At 60.3% G+C, this 17,548-nt stretch carries 15 protein-coding genes and 1 pseudogene; 13 read left to right on the top strand and 3 right to left on the bottom strand.

Features of this window, described 5'->3' with window-relative positions; genetic code table 11:
• Positions 1–27 precede the first annotated feature (27 nt).
• Positions 28–666, bottom strand: coding sequence for a metallophosphoesterase family protein (locus tag BM046_RS00385; RefSeq protein ID WP_090535889.1), 639 nt, complete (start codon positions 664–666; stop codon positions 28–30).
• A gap of 244 nt (positions 667–910) precedes the next feature.
• Here BM046_RS00385 and BM046_RS16365 point away from each other — a divergent pair.
• The 5 genes and pseudogenes from BM046_RS16365 to BM046_RS00365 form a co-directional block, all read left to right on the top strand.
• Positions 911–1,078: pseudogene (locus tag BM046_RS16365) on the top strand (PAAR domain-containing protein); the annotation flags it as partial.
• A 225-nt stretch (positions 1,079–1,303) separates the two neighbouring features.
• Positions 1,304–1,819, top strand: coding sequence for a hypothetical protein (locus tag BM046_RS16360; protein ID WP_235818556.1), 516 nt, complete (start codon positions 1,304–1,306; stop codon positions 1,817–1,819).
• Positions 1,816–2,304: a hypothetical protein gene (locus BM046_RS00375; RefSeq protein ID WP_090535885.1), complete on the top strand. Its 489-nt coding sequence runs from the start codon at positions 1,816–1,818 to the stop codon at positions 2,302–2,304. Before BM046_RS16360 ends, BM046_RS00375 begins: the two co-directional genes overlap by 4 nt.
• 401 nt (positions 2,305–2,705) lie before the next feature.
• Complete coding sequence (locus tag BM046_RS00370) at positions 2,706–2,912, top strand: cold-shock protein (protein WP_090535883.1); 207 nt, start codon at positions 2,706–2,708, stop codon at positions 2,910–2,912.
• A gap of 65 nt (positions 2,913–2,977) precedes the next feature.
• Complete coding sequence (locus BM046_RS00365) at positions 2,978–3,199, top strand: hypothetical protein (protein ID WP_090535882.1); 222 nt, start codon at positions 2,978–2,980, stop codon at positions 3,197–3,199.
• A gap of 253 nt (positions 3,200–3,452) precedes the next feature.
• Here BM046_RS00365 and BM046_RS00360 read toward each other — a convergent pair whose 3' ends face one another.
• Positions 3,453–3,683: a DUF6429 family protein gene (locus tag BM046_RS00360; RefSeq protein WP_090535881.1), complete on the bottom strand. Its 231-nt coding sequence runs from the start codon at positions 3,681–3,683 to the stop codon at positions 3,453–3,455.
• A gap of 108 nt (positions 3,684–3,791) precedes the next feature.
• Positions 3,792–4,550, bottom strand: coding sequence for a hypothetical protein (locus tag BM046_RS00355; RefSeq protein WP_070469336.1), 759 nt, complete (start codon positions 4,548–4,550; stop codon positions 3,792–3,794).
• A gap of 633 nt (positions 4,551–5,183) precedes the next feature.
• Here BM046_RS00355 and BM046_RS00350 point away from each other — a divergent pair.
• The 8 genes from BM046_RS00350 to BM046_RS00315 all read left to right on the top strand — a co-directional run bounded on the left by BM046_RS00350 (position 5,184) and on the right by BM046_RS00315 (position 17,542).
• Positions 5,184–8,033, top strand: a complete 2,850-nt coding sequence (locus tag BM046_RS00350) for a valine--tRNA ligase (RefSeq protein ID WP_090535877.1) — start codon at positions 5,184–5,186, stop codon at positions 8,031–8,033.
• An 86-nt stretch (positions 8,034–8,119) separates the two neighbouring features.
• A complete protein-coding gene (locus tag BM046_RS00345; protein WP_090535875.1) occupies positions 8,120–9,094 on the top strand; it encodes an ABC transporter substrate-binding protein in 975 nt (324 codons plus the stop codon).
• A gap of 59 nt (positions 9,095–9,153) precedes the next feature.
• Entirely contained in the window at positions 9,154–10,044 is an 891-nt protein-coding gene (locus BM046_RS00340) for an ABC transporter permease (protein WP_090535873.1), read from the top strand.
• Positions 10,044–10,838 carry an ABC transporter ATP-binding protein gene (locus BM046_RS00335; RefSeq protein WP_090535872.1) on the top strand — a complete coding sequence of 265 codons (795 nt, stop codon included), beginning with the start codon at positions 10,044–10,046 and terminating at the stop codon, positions 10,836–10,838. The genes BM046_RS00340 and BM046_RS00335 overlap by 1 nt, the downstream gene beginning before the upstream one ends.
• A gap of 74 nt (positions 10,839–10,912) precedes the next feature.
• The gene (locus tag BM046_RS00330) at positions 10,913–12,349 is read left to right on the top strand and encodes a DUF3375 domain-containing protein (protein WP_090535870.1); all 1,437 of its coding nucleotides are present in this window, start codon (positions 10,913–10,915) and stop codon (positions 12,347–12,349) included.
• Between the two features lie 8 nt (positions 12,350–12,357).
• Complete coding sequence (locus BM046_RS00325; protein WP_090535868.1) at positions 12,358–12,960, top strand: DUF4194 domain-containing protein; 603 nt, start codon at positions 12,358–12,360, stop codon at positions 12,958–12,960.
• Entirely contained in the window at positions 12,957–16,340 is a 3,384-nt protein-coding gene (locus tag BM046_RS00320; protein WP_090535866.1) for an ATP-binding protein, read from the top strand. The genes BM046_RS00325 and BM046_RS00320 overlap by 4 nt, the downstream gene beginning before the upstream one ends.
• The gene (locus tag BM046_RS00315) at positions 16,337–17,542 is read left to right on the top strand and encodes a DUF3322 domain-containing protein (RefSeq protein ID WP_235818529.1); all 1,206 of its coding nucleotides are present in this window, start codon (positions 16,337–16,339) and stop codon (positions 17,540–17,542) included. Before BM046_RS00320 ends, BM046_RS00315 begins: the two co-directional genes overlap by 4 nt.
• The last annotated feature ends 6 nt before the right edge of the window (positions 17,543–17,548 follow it).

Genomic DNA, 17,548 nt, shown 5'->3' with positions numbered 1-17,548 from the left:
CGCCGATGTGAAGCAATGCAGTGGGTCTCAGCGGCCGGCGCCCAATCCAAGCGGATACAGCTCACCCTCAACAATGAGGATCGCCCCGTCCCCCGCCTGCAGCTCAATTTCCCAGCCGCCGGTCAACACGCCGAAGGACGGCAGCACGGCCACGCCGTCGCGGCACCATAACACCGGTGCCCGTAACCGATCACTCGCCGCCGACAGGCTGTAGACCGGGCGCAAATGCCCGTCCAACACATGCCTGCAGGGTACGCCCTGCGGCTCATGGCATAGGTGAAAAAGGCCAATATCCAGCGCGGCGTACCAGGCAGTGCCGATATCAACGCCTTCCGCATGCCGGTCATGGTTACCGCTCACCGCCTCCACCTGAACACGCCCATGGCGCGGCAGCCTGCGCCACAGCGCGATGACATGCTCCTCCAGATCGCGCAGGCTGAGAATGCTCTGCTCCACCCATTCAGCGAAACTGCCCTGCACCGCCGGACGCTCGCGCAGCCGCCTTGGGCCGACCAAACGCTTCATGCGCCGGCCGGTCAGTACGTACACCGCCCAGGCGCCGTCATGAGGGTCGACGCCGTCAAAGCAGGCCGTCAGTTCATCCAGCTTGGCCTGGGTCCGGGTGGTCGAGTCCAGCGCGGTGTAGAGTTCGGCGAAGGCCTGCATCAGTCGTCCTCGTCAACACGACAGCAGCTGTCTTCATCGCTCGGAATGATGATCGAATCATGCATACGCCACGGCATCCCACTCTGTCGTCGAAGATCGACACCCTTAACGTGGGACAATCGAGGCGTGGGGATGTTGCGAGGACTTCCTCTGTCAACCTGTTCACAGATACCAGGGCAAGATCTTTAACACAGTGGCAGCTGCCGTATGATCGCAGGCATGATCACTACGCGTGGGACACAGCATGCTCGGAATAGGGATAGGCTCGAAAACTTCCACAGGCGGAACGGTTGTCGAAGGCAATGCCGGAATTGTCTTTGACGGTCTGGTTGCCAGCTCTATTGGGCACAAGGCTACCTGTCCCGCTTGTAAGAAAGGCAGCGGCCCTATCGTCGCGGTGGGCAGCCGTGAAATCCATTTGCCTGCCGGTCCGGCAGCACGTGCTGGTGACTACATTGACTGCGGTTGCCCGCCAGGATCCAACGTTCTGCTAGCGCAAGGCACAATCACAGTAGGATCTGAAGCGATGAGCGGACGTGGCTCTGGGATACTCACTTCTGGTTCCAACCCAGCGAACGATTCCATATCCGCAGATCCAGGAGCCCCAGTCCGACCGGCCAGCATCCAGGCTGATCATATGGACCTCCGTTCCGAACTCTTGCGTTCAACACCCACGAACATGCCGTCCCAGCCACAAGCTAAGCCCCGCTATAAGTGGCAAATCGGAACGAACCAATACACCATCAGGCAAGCAGCATATCTGCCTGTAGAAGGCGTCGGAGTAAATGGCACCTATTTCATCAAAGGATCACTGGCGCTGAATGACGGCAGATTATTCATATCCGCCATGGGGTTCACTGCAGCAACGCGTGTAGGTCGCACTCATTTCAATGCAGCGATTACCGTCTCCCTGAACGGACGGGAGATACACAATGCTGCGTTGGAGATTGGCCGCGACCCGGGATTATGGCCGGCAGACGGTTATGCGCCTATTGGCTCGGTATCGATTGATCTCCCCGAACCCGAGTCAACTGATCAGGCATCCATCACGATTCGGGGAGGTTACATCTACAGCGCTCCCGAGGGCCGCGCTGTTCCACTTCCCCCTACCGGCTCCATCACATTGCCACTGGAAACAGTTGAGGAACAATGAAAGCTTTACCCACGCTCCTTCTGATCAGCTTTCTGTGCCTTGGTTGCAACCAGGAATCTCCATCTGGAAGCTCACTACAGGACTCCTCACCGGCGGCATCAATCGTCGACAATGCCACGAGTCACATCCAGAAGCGGGACTATCACGCTGCGCTGTCAGACATGGAAGCCGCTGTGAAACTCGCTCCGCAAAACACCGAGTATCAGTTTCTTTACTGCATGCTCAAGGAGCGCACAGGCGAGCCGAGCAATGAAGCGAAGGCGTGCTATGCGGAGGTGGTAGAAAATCTGGCGAGCGACCCAGGCTTGCCCTGTGAGAACAACATGAACTGCGTCATAGCCGAACTGATGGCAGAAAGCGACCTAGCAGAAACACACATGCAGCAGTTCCTGTCGCTGCCCGCTGCGGAGCCAGAGTCTGAAATGCGTAGATATGTGCTGGAAGGCTTCGATCGCAACGCGTACCTGAGGACCATACTGCCCTAACGGCGGATGATTGTGCCGGGCCGGTCAGAACTCGCCCCCCAGCCGCTCGTCGGAAGCTCGACACCTCCAACTTGGGACAATCGAGGCGTGGGGATGTAACAGCGGTCGCCGCAGTGGCGCAGTAGAGCCTCAGACGGCTCCAAGTACGGCACGGCCGAGCAAAGGTGCCATCCTGCGCAGCCGCCGTTTATGTTTCTTGGACAATATAAACGTTGACATGGCCCGTATATGCTGTAGGGTACATCGGGTTAGGAAGTTTTGATCTTATTGAAAAAGCCTGTTCGATCCCTGCCAGTAGCTAGCAACTCTCCAGCATGTAATCGTCCCGTATTTTGGTAATAGATTCTTTCCGGCAACACCGGTCCGCTTGGGCCATCAATATCTTATTTGCAGGTACGATTATGTCAGTAGTTACTGGTACAGTTAAGTGGTTCAACGAAGCTAAAGGTTTCGGTTTTATTGAACAAGCATCAGGTGCAGATGTGTTTGCTCACTTCAGCGCCATCACCGGTTCAGGCTTCAAAACCCTGACCGAAGGCCAAAGCGTCAGCTTCAACGTGACTCAAGGCCCGAAAGGCCTTCAGGCAGAGAACATTCAAGCTATCTGAGATAGCTTGATTCGGCGCCGCGGCGCTGATGTTCTAGAAAAGGCGACTCCCTGACGGGAGCTGTAATGACCCAGTATTTTGGCAACTATACCAACAATGCCTTTTTCATTGCGTTGCGCATTAGCCCCAAAGAAGTGGTTACGGACGGCGAAAAATGCACCCACAAACAAGCACGCGTGCCCGATCCAGCTGGTAAGCCGAATAATGCGGCCATACCGCGCCTCGACGATGGGATAGAAGCGGCTGCCCTCTTGTGCGGCAAGCTGCCCTTCGAGGTAGCCGCCTAAACCAACATATATCGCTAAGTACCCCATGAGGCCGACTAATAAGGCACCCCACCAGGGGAGACGGGACGCGATGCGAACGATGTCGACCACTACCGATCCGAGGCTATTTCTCCTTCGATATCTGCGACCCATCGTGGTCCTCGATTGAGATTTAACGCAAAGCTTAGCGGCGCCACGACAGTGGCGTCCGGTGGACGGCCCTCGGGCCGGGAACGCACTACAGCGACTTGTTAAAAGATTTGCGGCCACATGTTCACAATTGCTTGGCGAACAGTTGATGTAACAGCCGTTCAGATTCTTTAAGCCCTTTGTCAGTGAACACCACTGATTTTGCTTTACTAACTGGGCTTTGAATGAGCCCTTTCTCGTGAAGTCTATTCAGGGTTTCCCAGTCAAAAGATTTCCAAGCGCGCCCTTCGTCATGCAGGGTCAGGTGCAGCAACGCCAAAACAGCTTCATCGACTTTTTCCTTATCAATCTCCATGACGAAAGCCTCTGGTGATTTACCTTTTAACGCCCGCAGCACGCGCGGCTTTGTAATGGAGGCGCAGCCGCAATGAAAAAGCCGTCGCCGTGCCTGCGATTGTTATGCCTAGAACTGGACATTGTTTTCTTTGTAATAGTTGATCATTCCGTACATGTCTTCGATGTATTTTACAAATTGCCCCATGTTTGCAAGCAGAACCCCTTTGTCCAGATTTGGTGGCAAATGCGGATGACCTGACTCATTCCTGCAAATCCGGCAAAACTGAAATATTTGCTCTATTTTCACCTCGATATCGTTTGTCCACCCGTAACCGTGGGGTTTATTGATTGAGCTTTTCCATGAGGCTTTGAATTCTTCAAAGACTTTTGAAATAAACTTCTTTGATGTTTTCGATATAAACCTATCTCGCATGGCTTGATCAGGGATGGCCTGGGTGTAAGCATCTATCAGTAAGTATATGGCCTTTTCAGAAGCGCCGCCCAATAGGAAGGCGCACCCTAAGTTCGACCCAGCCTTGATGGTGACAATGGCCTCTTCGATGAAACGAACGATAATTGGGTCTACATCAGGGATATTTTCCCTGAGAACCTCTGGAAATCGCTCGATTTCAAATGGAAGCATTTCGCCGATGTTCTCTTCGTTTTCTACAGCCTCCTTGGCCTGCGACAATGCCGCTTTTAACTTTGATTCTGCCCCTTGAATTTGAATGGTGCCTGTAGAATAAACCTTAACTACGCACTTCGCTTTACCATTCTGGACATCCAGGCGCTTGCAGCCTTGTTCATCCTTCTCTTGGAAAGAAAATTTATTTCGCTCAACGTATGACTTCATTTGAGCATAATTTGATTCCATTATTTCAGACACTTAGTCCTCCTTCGATTCTTGGAAAGGCATAACAGTGATTAGACCGCATGCGGCACTAATACATAACAATGACTGCGGTATAACTCCGGTTAAGCCAGAACTCTGCCCACCATAAAATCTATAAAAATCAACAGATTACGAACGCAACGCTAACTGTACCCGTATTCGCTTGACTGCGCCTTTTCCCGATTCCATTACTACTGGATAAAACCAGCTGATCGGGGGCACGCTACCGCCCGGCCTTAAATGGCAGGCGAGCCGGTACGCTCTGAATTTTTAAATGAATGGATTGCGAGCTGTCCTTGCCGCTTGGCGGGAGTGGCTGCAATCCCTTGCCTGGCTGTGAACATAGCGCAGTCGATGGCGCTTGGCCACAGTCTGCACGCGTCGAATGTTTGGTCTTGATTTAGGCGCGCTGGCAGCTGTGCCAGTGTAGCGCTGGACTGCGCGTGAACTAAGGATGCCTCCACCGCCCCACCTCGGTATAATGGCTCCTTTTGCGACCCTGTCTCACGGCGCGCGGAGCCTGCCTGTCTTTCCAGCCCCACCGATCAGCGGGCCGGGCGGGACTCCTGTTCGGCGCCGTGGCACCCTGTTTCCGTCGCCAGCCTATACCGGATAGCCAGAACACCCATGGATAAAACCTACCAGCCCCACGCCATCGAAACTTCCTGGTACCAGACCTGGGAGCAGAACAACTACTTTGCTCCGCAGGGATCTGGCGAGCCCTACACCATTGCCCTGCCGCCGCCGAACGTGACCGGCAGCCTGCACATGGGCCATGGTTTCAACAACTCGGTGATGGATGCACTGATCCGCTTCCGCCGCATGCAGGGTCGCAACACCCTGTGGCAGCCGGGTACCGACCACGCGGGTATCGCCACCCAGATGGTGGTCGAGCGGCAGCTGGCGGCTCAGGGTGTGAGCCGCCACGACCTGGGTCGGGAGAAGTTTCTGGAGAAGGTGTGGGAGTGGAAGGAGCAGTCCGGCGGCACCATCACCAGCCAGATCCGTCGTCTGGGCAGCTCGGTGGATTGGACCCGCGAGCGCTTCACCATGGACGAGGGTCTGTCCGAGGCGGTGAAGGAGGCCTTTGTTCGTCTGTATGAGGACGGGCTGATCTATCGCGGCAAGCGCCTGGTGAACTGGGACCCGAAACTGCACACGGCCATTTCCGATCTGGAAGTGGAGAACCACGACGAGACCGGTTCGCTGTGGCACCTGCGTTATCCGCTGGCCGATGGCGCGACCACCGCTGACGGCAAGAACTATCTGATCGTTGCCACTACCCGCCCCGAGACCATGCTCGGCGATACCGCTGTGGCGGTGAACCCGGAGGATGAGCGTTACAAGGCTCTGATCGGCAAGTTCGTCGAGCTGCCGCTGGTTGGCCGGCGCATTCCGATTGTCGGTGACGACTACTGCGATCCGGAGTTCGGTACCGGCTGCGTGAAGATCACCCCCGCCCATGACTTCAATGACTATGAAGTGGGCAAGCGCCACAACCTGCCGCTGATCAACGTGCTGGACAAGAACGCGGCGGTTCTGGCCACCGCCCAGGTGTTCAATGTCGATGGCAGCGTCAACACCGAGGTGGACGCCACCCTGCCCGCCGCCTATGCCGGGCTGGACCGCTTCGAGGCGCGCAAGCGCATTGTCGAGGACTTCGACGCCGCCGGCCTGCTGGAGAAGATCGAGCCGCACAGCCTGAAGACGCCCAAGGGCGACCGCTCCGGCGTGGTGATCGAGCCCTGGCTGACCGACCAGTGGTACGTGTCCACCAAGCCGCTGGCCGAGCCGGCCATTGCCGCCGTGGAAGACGGCCGCATCCAGTTCGTGCCCAAGCAGTACGAAAACATGTATTTCTCCTGGATGCGTGACATCCAGGACTGGTGTATTTCCCGCCAGCTGTGGTGGGGCCACCGTATTCCGGCGTGGTATGACGAGGCGGGCAACGTCTATGTCGGCCGCGACGAGGCCGAAGTGCGCGCCAAGTACGATCTGGCCGATGCGGTACTGCGCCAGGACGACGACGTGCTGGACACCTGGTTCAGCTCGGGCCTGTGGACCTTCTCCACCCTGGGCTGGCCGGAACAGACCGAGGCGTTGAAGACCTTCCACCCGACCGATGTGCTGGTGACCGGCTTCGACATCATCTTCTTCTGGGTAGCGCGCATGATCATGCTGACCATGCACCTGATGAAGCATGAGGACGGCAGCCCGCAGATTCCGTTCAAGACCGTCTATGTGCATGGTCTGGTGCGCGACGGCCAGGGCCAGAAGATGTCCAAGTCCAAGGGCAACGTGCTGGACCCGCTGGATATCATCGACGGTATCGATCTGGAGACGCTGGTGAAGAAGCGCACCAGCGGCATGATGCAGCCCAAGCTGGCTGCGGCCATCGAGAAGCAGACCCGCGCCGAGTTCCCCGAGGGCATTGCCGCCTACGGTACCGACGCCCTGCGCTTTACCAACCTGTCGCTGGCCTCCACCGGGCGTGACATCAAGTTCGACATGGGCCGGGTCGAGGGTTACCGCAACTTCTGCAACAAGATCTGGAACGCCGCGCGTTATGTGATGATGCAGTGCGAGGACAAGGATACCGGCGTCAACGGGGAGTCCGTGGAGCTGACCCTGGCCGACCGCTGGATCATCTCCCAGCTGCAGCGCACCGAAGCCGAGGTCACCCGTCACCTGGATCAGTTCCGCTTCGACATGGCGGCCAACGCCCTGTACGAGTTCATCTGGAACCAGTACTGCGACTGGTACCTGGAGCTGTCCAAACCGGTGCTGTGGGACGAAAACGCACCGGCCGAGCGTCAGCGCGGCACCCGCCGTACCCTGGTACGCGTGCTGGAAACCGCCCTGCGCCTGGCCCACCCGTTCATGCCCTTCATTACCGAAGAGATCTGGCAGCGCATTGCGCCGCTGGCGGGCAAGACCGGCGCCACCATCATGCTGCAACCCTGGCCGGAGGCGGCTGATGACCGCATCGACGCCGCCGCCGAGGGTGATATCGAATGGCTCAAGGGCCTGATTCTGGGCGTGCGCAACATCCGCGGCGAGATGAACATCGCCCCCGGCAAGGCGCTGGATGTACTGCTGCGCAAGGCCAGTGCCGAGGATCAGCGTCGCCTGGGCGAGAACGAGGCCTTCCTCAAGAAGCTGGCGAAACTGGAGTCCATCCGTGTACTGTCGGATGCCGACGAAGCGCCGCTGGCCGCCACCGCCCTGGTGGGTGAGCTGGAGGTTCTGGTACCCATGGCCGGGCTGATCGACAAGGATGCGGAACTGGCCCGCCTGGACAAGGAGATCACCCGCCTGCAGGGTGAGGTCAAGCGGATCGGCGGCAAACTCGCCAACGAAGGTTTCGTCGCCAAGGCTCCGGCTGTGGTGATCGACAAGGAACGCGCAAAGCTGGAAGAGGCCGAGAAGGCCCTGACCCAGTTGAGCGAACAGCGGGCACATATCGCCAATTTGTAACGAACGGGGAATAATGCACCTGTTGAACCCGTGACACGGAAACAAAAACCAGAACAGGGCCTCCTGCCGGCCCACAAGGAAATAAGATGAAGTCACCTATGAGCAAGTGGTTATCCCTGGGCGCCCTCGCCATGGCCTTGGCGTCCCCGTTCTCCAGTGCTGTAGCCGACACCAAATCCGTGGCGGCCACCGCAATCGTGGAACACCCGGCACTGGACTCGGTGCGTGATGGCGTCCGTGCCGCGCTGGAAGAAGCCGGTTACACCGTTGGCGACAACCTGAAGTGGCAGTACCAGACTGCCCAGGGCAACACCGCCACCGCCGGCCAGATCGCCCGCAAGTTCGTGGGTGACAAGCCCGACGTGATCGTCGCCATCGCCACCCCCTCGGCCCAGGCCGTGGTGGCCAGCACCAAGTCCATTCCGGTGGTCTTTGCTGCGGTAACCGATCCGCTGGCAGCGCAGCTGGTCAGCAGCTGGGAAGCCTCCGGCACCAACGTTACCGGTGTGTCCGACGAGCTGGAACTGGATCGCCAGATGGAGCTGGTCAAGCAGGTAGTGCCCAACGCCACCCGCGTGGGCATGGTCTACAACCCGGGTGAAGCCAACTCTGTGGTGGTGGTCGAGCGTCTGCGCGAGCTGCTGCCGACCATGGGCATGACCCTGGTGGAAGCCGCCGCTCCGCGTACCGTTGACGTGGGCGCCGCTGCCCGCAGCCTGGTCGGCAAGGTGGACGTGATCTACACCAGCACCGACAACAACGTGGTCTCCGCCTACGAGTCGCTGGTCAAGGTCGGCAACGACACCAAGACCCCGCTGGTGGCCTCCGATACCGACTCGGTCAAGCGCGGCGCCATTGCTGCCCTGGGTATCGACTACTACCAGCACGGCGTTCAGGCCGGCAAGGTCGCCGTACGGGTACTGCAGGGTGAAGCCCCCGGCAGCATCGCTCCGCAGAAAAGCGGTGAGCTGAGCCTGTACCTCAACCGCTCCGCCGCTGCGGCTCAGGGTGTCACCCTGTCCCAGCAGCTGATCGACTCGGCCGCCGAGATCATCGACTGATCCGACCTGCGCCGGTGCACCCGCACCGGCGCAGCCTTCACCCAAAGGCTTAACATCCCATGTCATTGTTTTCCCTGTTTGGCGCCCTTGAAGTCGGCCTGATCTTCAGTCTGGTGGCGCTTGGTGTATTCATTTCCTTCCGTCTGCTGCGCTTTCCCGACCTGACCGTGGACGGCAGTTTTCCGCTGGGCGGCGCCGTCTGCGCCGTGCTGATTGCCAATGGCATGGATCCCTTCCTGGCCACGCTGATCGCCACCCTCGCCGGTGCGCTGGCCGGCATGGTCACTGCGGTGCTCAACGTGCACCTGAAGATCATGGATCTGCTGGCCAGCATCCTGATGATGATTGCCCTGTATTCGATCAACCTGCGCATCATGGGCCGTCCCAATATTCCGCTGATCATGGAACCGACCATGTTCAGCATCCTGCAGCCCGAGTGGCTGGCCGACTACATCGCCCGCCCGCTGATCCTGCTGGTGATAGTCCTGCTGGCCAAGTTCCTGCTGGACGCCTACTTCTCCACCCGCCAGGGTCTGGCCATCCGCGCCACCGGCTCCAACCCGCGCATGAGCCGCGCCCAGGGCGTGAACACCGGCGCCATGGTCATCCTCGGCATGGCCATCTCCAACGCCCTGGTCGGCCTGGCCGGTGCGCTCTTCGTGCAGACCCAGGGCGGTGCCGACATCTCCATGGGTATCGGTACCATCGTTATCGGTCTGGCGGCGGTGATCATCGGCGAGAGCATCATTCCCGCCCGCCGCATCGTCTACCTGACCCTGGCCGTGGTGATCGGTGCGGTGATCTACCGCTTCTTCATCGCCCTGGCCCTGAACAGTGACTTCATCGGGCTGCAGGCCCAGGACCTGAACCTGATTACCGCGGTGCTGGTAGTGATTGCGCTGGTCATCCCGCTGCTCAAGCAACGCCTGACCCGCAGGAGACAAATCTGATGCTCAGCGCCCAGAATCTGAAAATCACCTTCAACCCCGGCACGCCGATCGAGACCAAGGCGCTGCAGGGGCTGTCGCTGGAGATTCCCACCGGCCAGTTCGTTACCGTGATCGGCACCAACGGCGCGGGCAAGTCGACCTTCCTCAATGCGGTGTCCGGCGACCTGCCGGTGGACAGCGGCAAGATCCTGATCGATGGCGATGACGTCACCCGCCTGCCGGTATGGAGCCGCGCCAACCGCGTGGCCCGGGTATTCCAGGACCCCATGGCGGGTACCTGCGAGGACCTGACCATCGAGGAAAACCTCGCCCTGGCCCAGCAGCGCGGTCAGCGCCGCGGTCTGCGCCGGGCGGTGCAGCGGGAGATGCGCGACGAGTTCCGTGATCGGCTGTCGACCCTGGGTCTGGGTCTGGAGAACCGCCTGACCGACCGCATCGGTCTGCTCTCCGGCGGTCAGCGCCAGGCGGTCAGCCTGCTGATGGCGGCGCTGCAGCCTTCACGCATCCTGCTGCTCGACGAACACACCGCCGCCCTCGACCCGCGCACCGCTGACTTCGTTCTGCAACTGACGGCCCGTATCGTTGAGGAAAAAAAGCTCACCACCATGATGGTCACCCACAGCATGCGCCAGGCGCTGGATGTGGGCGACCGTACCGTGATGCTGCACCAGGGTCAGGTGGTGCTGGACGTGGCCGGCGACGAGCGCAGGGGTCTGGATGTGCCGGACCTACTGCAGATGTTCGAGAAGGTCCGTGGTGAGAAGCTGGCGGACGACGCGCTGCTGCTGAGCTGAACATCTCCAGGTGCAGCACACCAGCGCCGCGGCCCTGAACTGGGTAGACTTCCCAGATGAGGAGGCATGAATCCATGGATCACCATGAACTTGTGGCCCTGCGCCAGCATCATCCGGCCTGGCGCTTGCTGCGGGCTGACAATGCGCCGCTGATCATCAGCTTTCTACAGCACGTCTTCGTTATTCCCAACCAGCGCAGTCTGAATCAGGCCAGCCTGGCGTCAAAGCTGGACGACATGCTTTATTCCCTGCAGCAGAGTCTGGGAGAACACCACTACCCGCGCTCGTCCGGAGCCTATCTGGATGACTGGGCCGACAACAGCAACGGCTGGCTGCGCAAGTTCTACCCCCCCGGCAGTGACGAGCCCCATTATGAACTGACGGCCGCAACCGAGAAAGCCATCGAGTGGCTGACCAGTCTCGGCAAGCGTCAGTTTGTTGGTACCGAGTCTCGACTGCTGGCGATCTTCGACCTGCTGCGTCAGGTGGTGGAGGGCAGCGAGAGCGACCCCGACACGCGGATTGCCGAACTGGAAAAGCGCAAGGCTGCGCTGGATGCCGAAATCAGCCGGATCAGAGCCGGCCAGGTCGAACTGATGGACGAAACCCGCGTCCGCGAGCGGTTTCTTGAAGTCAGTGCCAGCGCCCGCAGCCTGCTGGCTGATTTCCGTGAAGTGGAGCAGAACTTCCGTGATCTGGACCGGGAGGTGCGTGAACGCATTGCCACCTGGGAAGGCGGCAAGGGCGAGCTGCTGGGTGAAATCTTCGGCGAGCGCGATGCCATTGCAGACTCCGACCAAGGTCGCAGTTTCCGTGCCTTCTGGGAGTTTCTCATGTCGCCATCACGACAGGAGGAGCTGTCCGAGCTGCTGCACAAGGTCTTTTCCCTGCCTCCAGTAAAGAGTCTGGAGCCGGATCGGCGGCTGCTGCGCATGCACTACGACTGGCTGGAAGCCGGTGAGGCGGCACAACGTACCGTCGCCCGACTGTCTGAACAGTTGCGCCGCTATCTCGACGATCAGGCCTGGCTGGAGAACAAGCGCATCATGCACCTGCTACGCAGTATCGAGAGCCGCGCGCTGACCCTGCGCGAACAGCCGCCAGACAACGACATCACCACCCTGGACGAGGCCCGGGTCGAGCTTCACCTGCCGCTGGATCGACCTCTGTACAGTCCGCCGTTGAAGCCGCGCATAGCGGAACAGGCATTGCTTGAAGGCACCGCCGATACCGATGCCGATGCCCTGTTCAACCAGATACATGTCGACAAGACCCGCCTGCTGGCGAACCTGCGACTGGCACTGCGCCACCAACCACGGATCAGCTTGGGTGAACTGCTCCAGACCTACCCGCTGGAACAGGGGTTGGCCGAACTGGTCACCTGGCTGGAGCTGGCCACCGCCGACCGCCACAGTGCCATCGATGAAAACCAGACCCAACTGGTCAGCTGGCATGATGAGCGGGGCCACCCGCGCCGCGCCAGCGTGCCACTGATCATATTCAGCCAATGAGCTCACCGATGTCCGATACCCTCGCCAATGACCTGTCTCCCCTGCTGATCAGCCTGCTCAAGGGTGTGCTCTATCGCGAAGATGACCCGCCGCTATGGCAGTCGCTGACCGACCAGCAGGTCGCGGTACGCGACTATATCCAGGTGCTGGGGCTGGAGCTGATCCTTGACGAGGCCGAAGGCTACGCCTACCTGCGCCAGCGCCAGGAGGACGGAGACAACGACAGGGGCAGTCTTCCCCGGCTGATCCCGCGGCGCCAATTGAGCTACCCGGTGAGTCTGCTGCTGGCTCTGCTGCGCAAGCGACTCGCCGAGTTCGACGCCAGCAGCGGTGACGCACGTCTTATTCTGTCCCGCGATCAACTAGTGGAACTGCTGCGTCTGTTCCTGCCCGAAGGCACTAATGAGGCCAGGCTGATCGACCGCATAGACAGCCATATCAGCCGAGTGGTGGAGCTGGGATTTCTGCGCAGACTGCGCGGCCAGCAGGAGCCCCTCTACGAGGTGAGGCGCATCCTCAAGGCCTTTATCGACGCCCAATGGCTGAATGAGTTCGATCAGCGACTGGCAGAATATGCCAGCCAGCTCGGAGATGGAGGAGAAGCCCGATGAATGCTTCCGGCATGACGAACATGCTCGATTTTGCCAGCAGCGACGAACGCGCCGGGTTCCGCTTGCACGATATCGAAGTCTACAACTGGGGCACCTTCCACCAACGGGTCTGGCGCTTCCCCACCGGTGGCGACAACACCCTGTTGACCGGTGATATCGGCTCCGGCAAATCGACCCTGGTGGATGCCATTACCACCTTGCTGGTGCCCGCGCAGAAGATCGCCTACAACAAAGCCGCCGGGGCCGAGGCCAGGGAACGCACCCTGCGCTCCTATGTACTGGGTTACTACAAGTCCGAGCGCAGCGAATCGGGCGCCAGTGCCAGACCGGTGGCTCTGCGTGATCACAACAGCTATTCGGTGATCCTCGGCCACTTCTACAACGAGGGCTACGACCAGCATGTGACTCTGGCACAGGTGTTCTATATCACCGACAGCCGTGGCCAGCCGGAGCGTTTCTATGTGGTCGCCGATCGCCCACTGAACATCACCGAACACTTCGCTCATTTCGGCAGCGACCTGAGCAACCTGCGCAAGCGCCTGCGCGAGCTTCCCGGGGTCACTCTGGAAACCAGTTTCGCCGCCTACAGCGCCGCGTTCCGTCGACGCTTCGGCATCGACAACGATCAGGCGCTGGAGTTGTTCAGCCAGACCGTGTCGATGAAGTCAGTAGGCAATCTCACCGACTTCGTGCGTGACCACATGCTTGAAGAGTTCCCGGTGGAGGAGCGCATTCAGGCACTGGTCCAGCATTTTGACGACCTGAGCCGAGCCCACGAAGCCGTGCTCAAGGCCAAGCAACAGATCGCCCGGTTGCAGCCACTGGTGCAGGACTGTGAACGCTACGGCCACGAGTCGGCTGAGCGGGCCACTCTGGTTGCCAACCGCGACGCTCTGACGCCCTGGTTCGCCGGGCTCAAGGCGGAACTGCTGAACAAACGCCTGGCCAACCTGGCCCAGGATCTGGCACGCCAGCAGGAACAGCACCGCAGCCTGCAGGAGCGCCAGCAACAGGGACTGTCCCGGCGGGATGAGCTCAACCGGGCCATTGCCCAGAATGGTGGAGACCGGCTGGCAGCGATCCGGCAGGAAATCTCACGGCTGGAGGCCGACCGCCGGCGCCGCCAGCATGCCGCCGAACGCTATGACAGCCTGGCCGGAAAACTGGAGCTGCCCCTGGCCAGCAGCGTCGACGTCTTTCTGGCCAACCGACAGAGCCTGGCGGAGCTCAACGACAGTTACCGCGAACAGCGCGACGCCGCACAGAACAACCAGACCGAAACTGCAGTTGAGCTACGCAACCTGCGCCAGCAGCACGACCTGATCGACACGGAGCTTGCCTCTCTGCGCCAGCGCCGTTCCAATCTGCCGGCGCGGGTGCTGGATATTCGCACCCGCCTCTGCGCGGAACTGGGCCTGGTTGACAACCAGCTGCCCTTTGTCGGAGAGCTGCTCCAGGTGCGCGAGGAGGAGAAGGACTGGGAGGGCGTCGCCGAGCGTCTGCTGCATAACTTCGGCCTGTCGCTGCTGGTCCCCGATGAGCTCTATGCCCCGGTCGCCCAGTGGGTCGAACAGACCCATCTGGGGGGGCGTCTGGTGTATTTCAGGGTGCGCCCGCGGCGCAGCCAGACCATCCCGGACATCCATCCTGATTCGCTGGTGCGCAAACTGCAGATCAAACCCGACACCTCCTTCTATGACTGGCTGGAAGAGGAGTTGGTGCGGCGTTTCGACTACGCCTGCTGCGTCTCGCTGGAACAGTTCCGCCGGGAAGATAAGGCAGTGACCCGTGGCGGGCAGGTAAAATCCGGACAGGAACGTCACGAGAAGGATGACCGCCGTCGGCTGAACGACCGCACTCACTACATTCTCGGCTGGAGCAACGAGCAGAAGATCGCTGCACTGGAAAAGCAGACCGCTGACCTGCAGGTACGTATCCAGCAGTACGCCCTGCAGCTGGCCGAGCTGCAGCAACGCCAGCGGGACTTCGACGAACGCCTGGGGCTGCTCGCACAACTGTCGGTGTTCGACAGCTTCCAGGACCTGGACTGGAAGCCCCTGCAGGTGCAGATCCATGGTCTGGAGCAGGAACACCAGCAACTGGAAGCCGAGTCCGACACCCTGCGTGCCCTGCAGGAGCAACTGCGACAACTGGAAAGCGATCTGGCCAGCCTGCACCACGCTCTGGACGAGAAGAACCGGGAACTGGCCAGAACCGAACAGAAACAGGAAGATGCCCAGCGGGCCGCCGACGAAGCCCGCGCCCTGTATCAGGCGGCTACAGCCGATCAACAGGCTCAGTTCCCCCGGCTCGAGGCGCTGCGCGAAGAGGCGCTGGGGGAGCACACACTGACCGTGGAATCCTGCTCCAACCGCGAGCAGGAGCTGCGCAACTGGCTGCAGGCGGCCATCAATGCCGCCGACAAACGCCTGGATCGCTTGCGCGAGAAGGTCGTCAATACCATGAGCGATTACCGCAACGCCTACCCGATGGACACCCGCGACGTGGATGCCAGCGTCGAGGCAGCCGCTGACTATCGCGCCATGCTCGCCAGCCTGGAGCAGGATGGCCTGCCTCAGTTCGAACAACGCTTCAAGTCCATGCTCAACGAGAACATCATCAACGAGATCGCCAACTTCCAGAGCCACCTGCGCCGGGAAGAGCTGGATATCCGCGAACGCATCGAGGAAATCAATCGCTCGCTGCACGAGATCGACTACAACCCCGGCCGCCTTATCCAGCTGGAGGCCCAGTCCAGCGGCGATGGCGAGATCAATGCATTCCGCAGCGACCTCAAGGCTTGCACCGAGGGCAGCCTGTCCGGCAGCCAGAATGACCAGTACGCCGAGAGCAAGTTTCTACAGGTGCGCCAGATCATCGAACGCTTCCGCGGGCGCGATGGCAGCAGCGAGGCCGACCGGCGCTGGACCCGCAAGGTCTGCGACGTACGCAACTGGTTTGTCTTCTCGGCCTCCGAGCGCTGGCGCGAGGACAACAGCGAGCACGAGCATTACAGCGACTCGGGCGGCAAGTCCGGTGGGCAGAAAGAAAAGCTCGCCTACACGGTACTGGCCGCCAGCCTGGCCTATCGGTTCGGACTGGAATGGGGTGCTACCCGTTCCCGCTCATTCCGCTTCGTGGTGATTGACGAGGCCTTCGGCCGCGGCTCCGACGAGTCGGCCCGCTACGGTCTGGAGCTGTTCCGCAAGCTCAACCTGCAACTGCTGATCGTCACCCCGTTGCAGAAAATCCATATCATCGAGCCCTATGTTGCCAGTGTCGGCTTCGTGCACAATGAGCAAGGTCGCGAATCCATGCTGCGCTGCCTGAGCATCGAGGAGTACCGAGAACAGAAAGTCGTACGGGAAGGAACACAGTGAGCCAGCTGGACTGGACCACCCCTGCCGATCTGCGAGCCCAGCTGCAGCGCCTGTGGGAGCAGGGTGCTCTGTTGCGCGCCCGCCTGCCCCGGGCCGCTCCTCTGTACCCCTTGCAACTTCGACTGAAAAAGCCCGGCAACCAGGAGCTGGGCCGCCGTTTCGAAGAAGTACGCCAATGGATCAGCCTGCTGCAGCAGGCCGACGACCGCTACCGACTCGAGTGGAAAGAGATCAATCACCGCCAGCTGGGCCGTAACCTGATCCCCGACAGTGTCTGGATCGACCAGCCGGATCACGCTCTGCAGCTGATCGGCCAACAACGTGCCGCGCAACGCTTCGACCAACTGCTGTCCCGCAGCCTGGCGGACTTCCCACAGCTGCTGCCATGGCTGGAAAAGCACCCCATGCGCGCCCTGGAGCAGGCAGCCGACTGGCATAAGGTACTAGCCGTGCTGCGCTGGTTCCAAACCCACCCGCACAGCAATCTGTACCTGCGCCAACTGGATATTGCCGGTGTGGATACCAAGTTCATCGAGCAACGCCGGGGACTGCTCGGTGACTTGCTCGACCTGACCCTGCCCGCCGCCCATATCAACCCCGAGTACCGTGGCATCCGCGGCTTCAGCCAACGCTACGGCTTGCGCGACAAGCCCCTGCGGGTACGCCTGCGGATACTCGACAACCACCTGGCGATTGCCGGTCTCACCGATCTTGAGATGCCGATCGAGCAACTCGCCGCCCTCGAACTGCCGGTGGAGCGGGTCTTCGTGACCGAGAACGAGGTCAACGCGCTGACCTTCCCCAACCATCCCCGCTCGGCCCTATTGTTCGGTCAGGGCTATGCCCTCGACCTGCTGGGCCAGATTCCCTGGCTGGTCCGGCAACCACTGTATTACTGGGGCGATATCGACACCCACGGTTTCGCCATCCTCCACCGCCTGCGAGCTCATTTGCCCCATGCCAGCTCGCTGCTGATGGATGTCGCCACCCTGCTGCATCACCAGGAGCTATGGGGGCAGGAGCCGGCGGACACGCGCTGCACTCACGATCTGACCAATCTGACCGATAGCGAGCAAGCCCTGTATCAGGCGTTGCGAGACAATCAATTCTGTCGTCCGGACGGCAAACCGGTGGAACATCTGCGCTTTGAACAGGAACATGTACGCTTCAGCTGGCTGCAGCGCCATCTGCAGCAGCTCTGAACCTGA

Origin of the sequence: Halopseudomonas formosensis, assembly GCF_900115905.1 — a bacterium.
GTDB lineage: Bacteria > Pseudomonadota > Gammaproteobacteria > Pseudomonadales > Pseudomonadaceae > Halopseudomonas > Halopseudomonas formosensis.
This window is presented reverse-complemented; position numbering and strand designations above follow the sequence as displayed.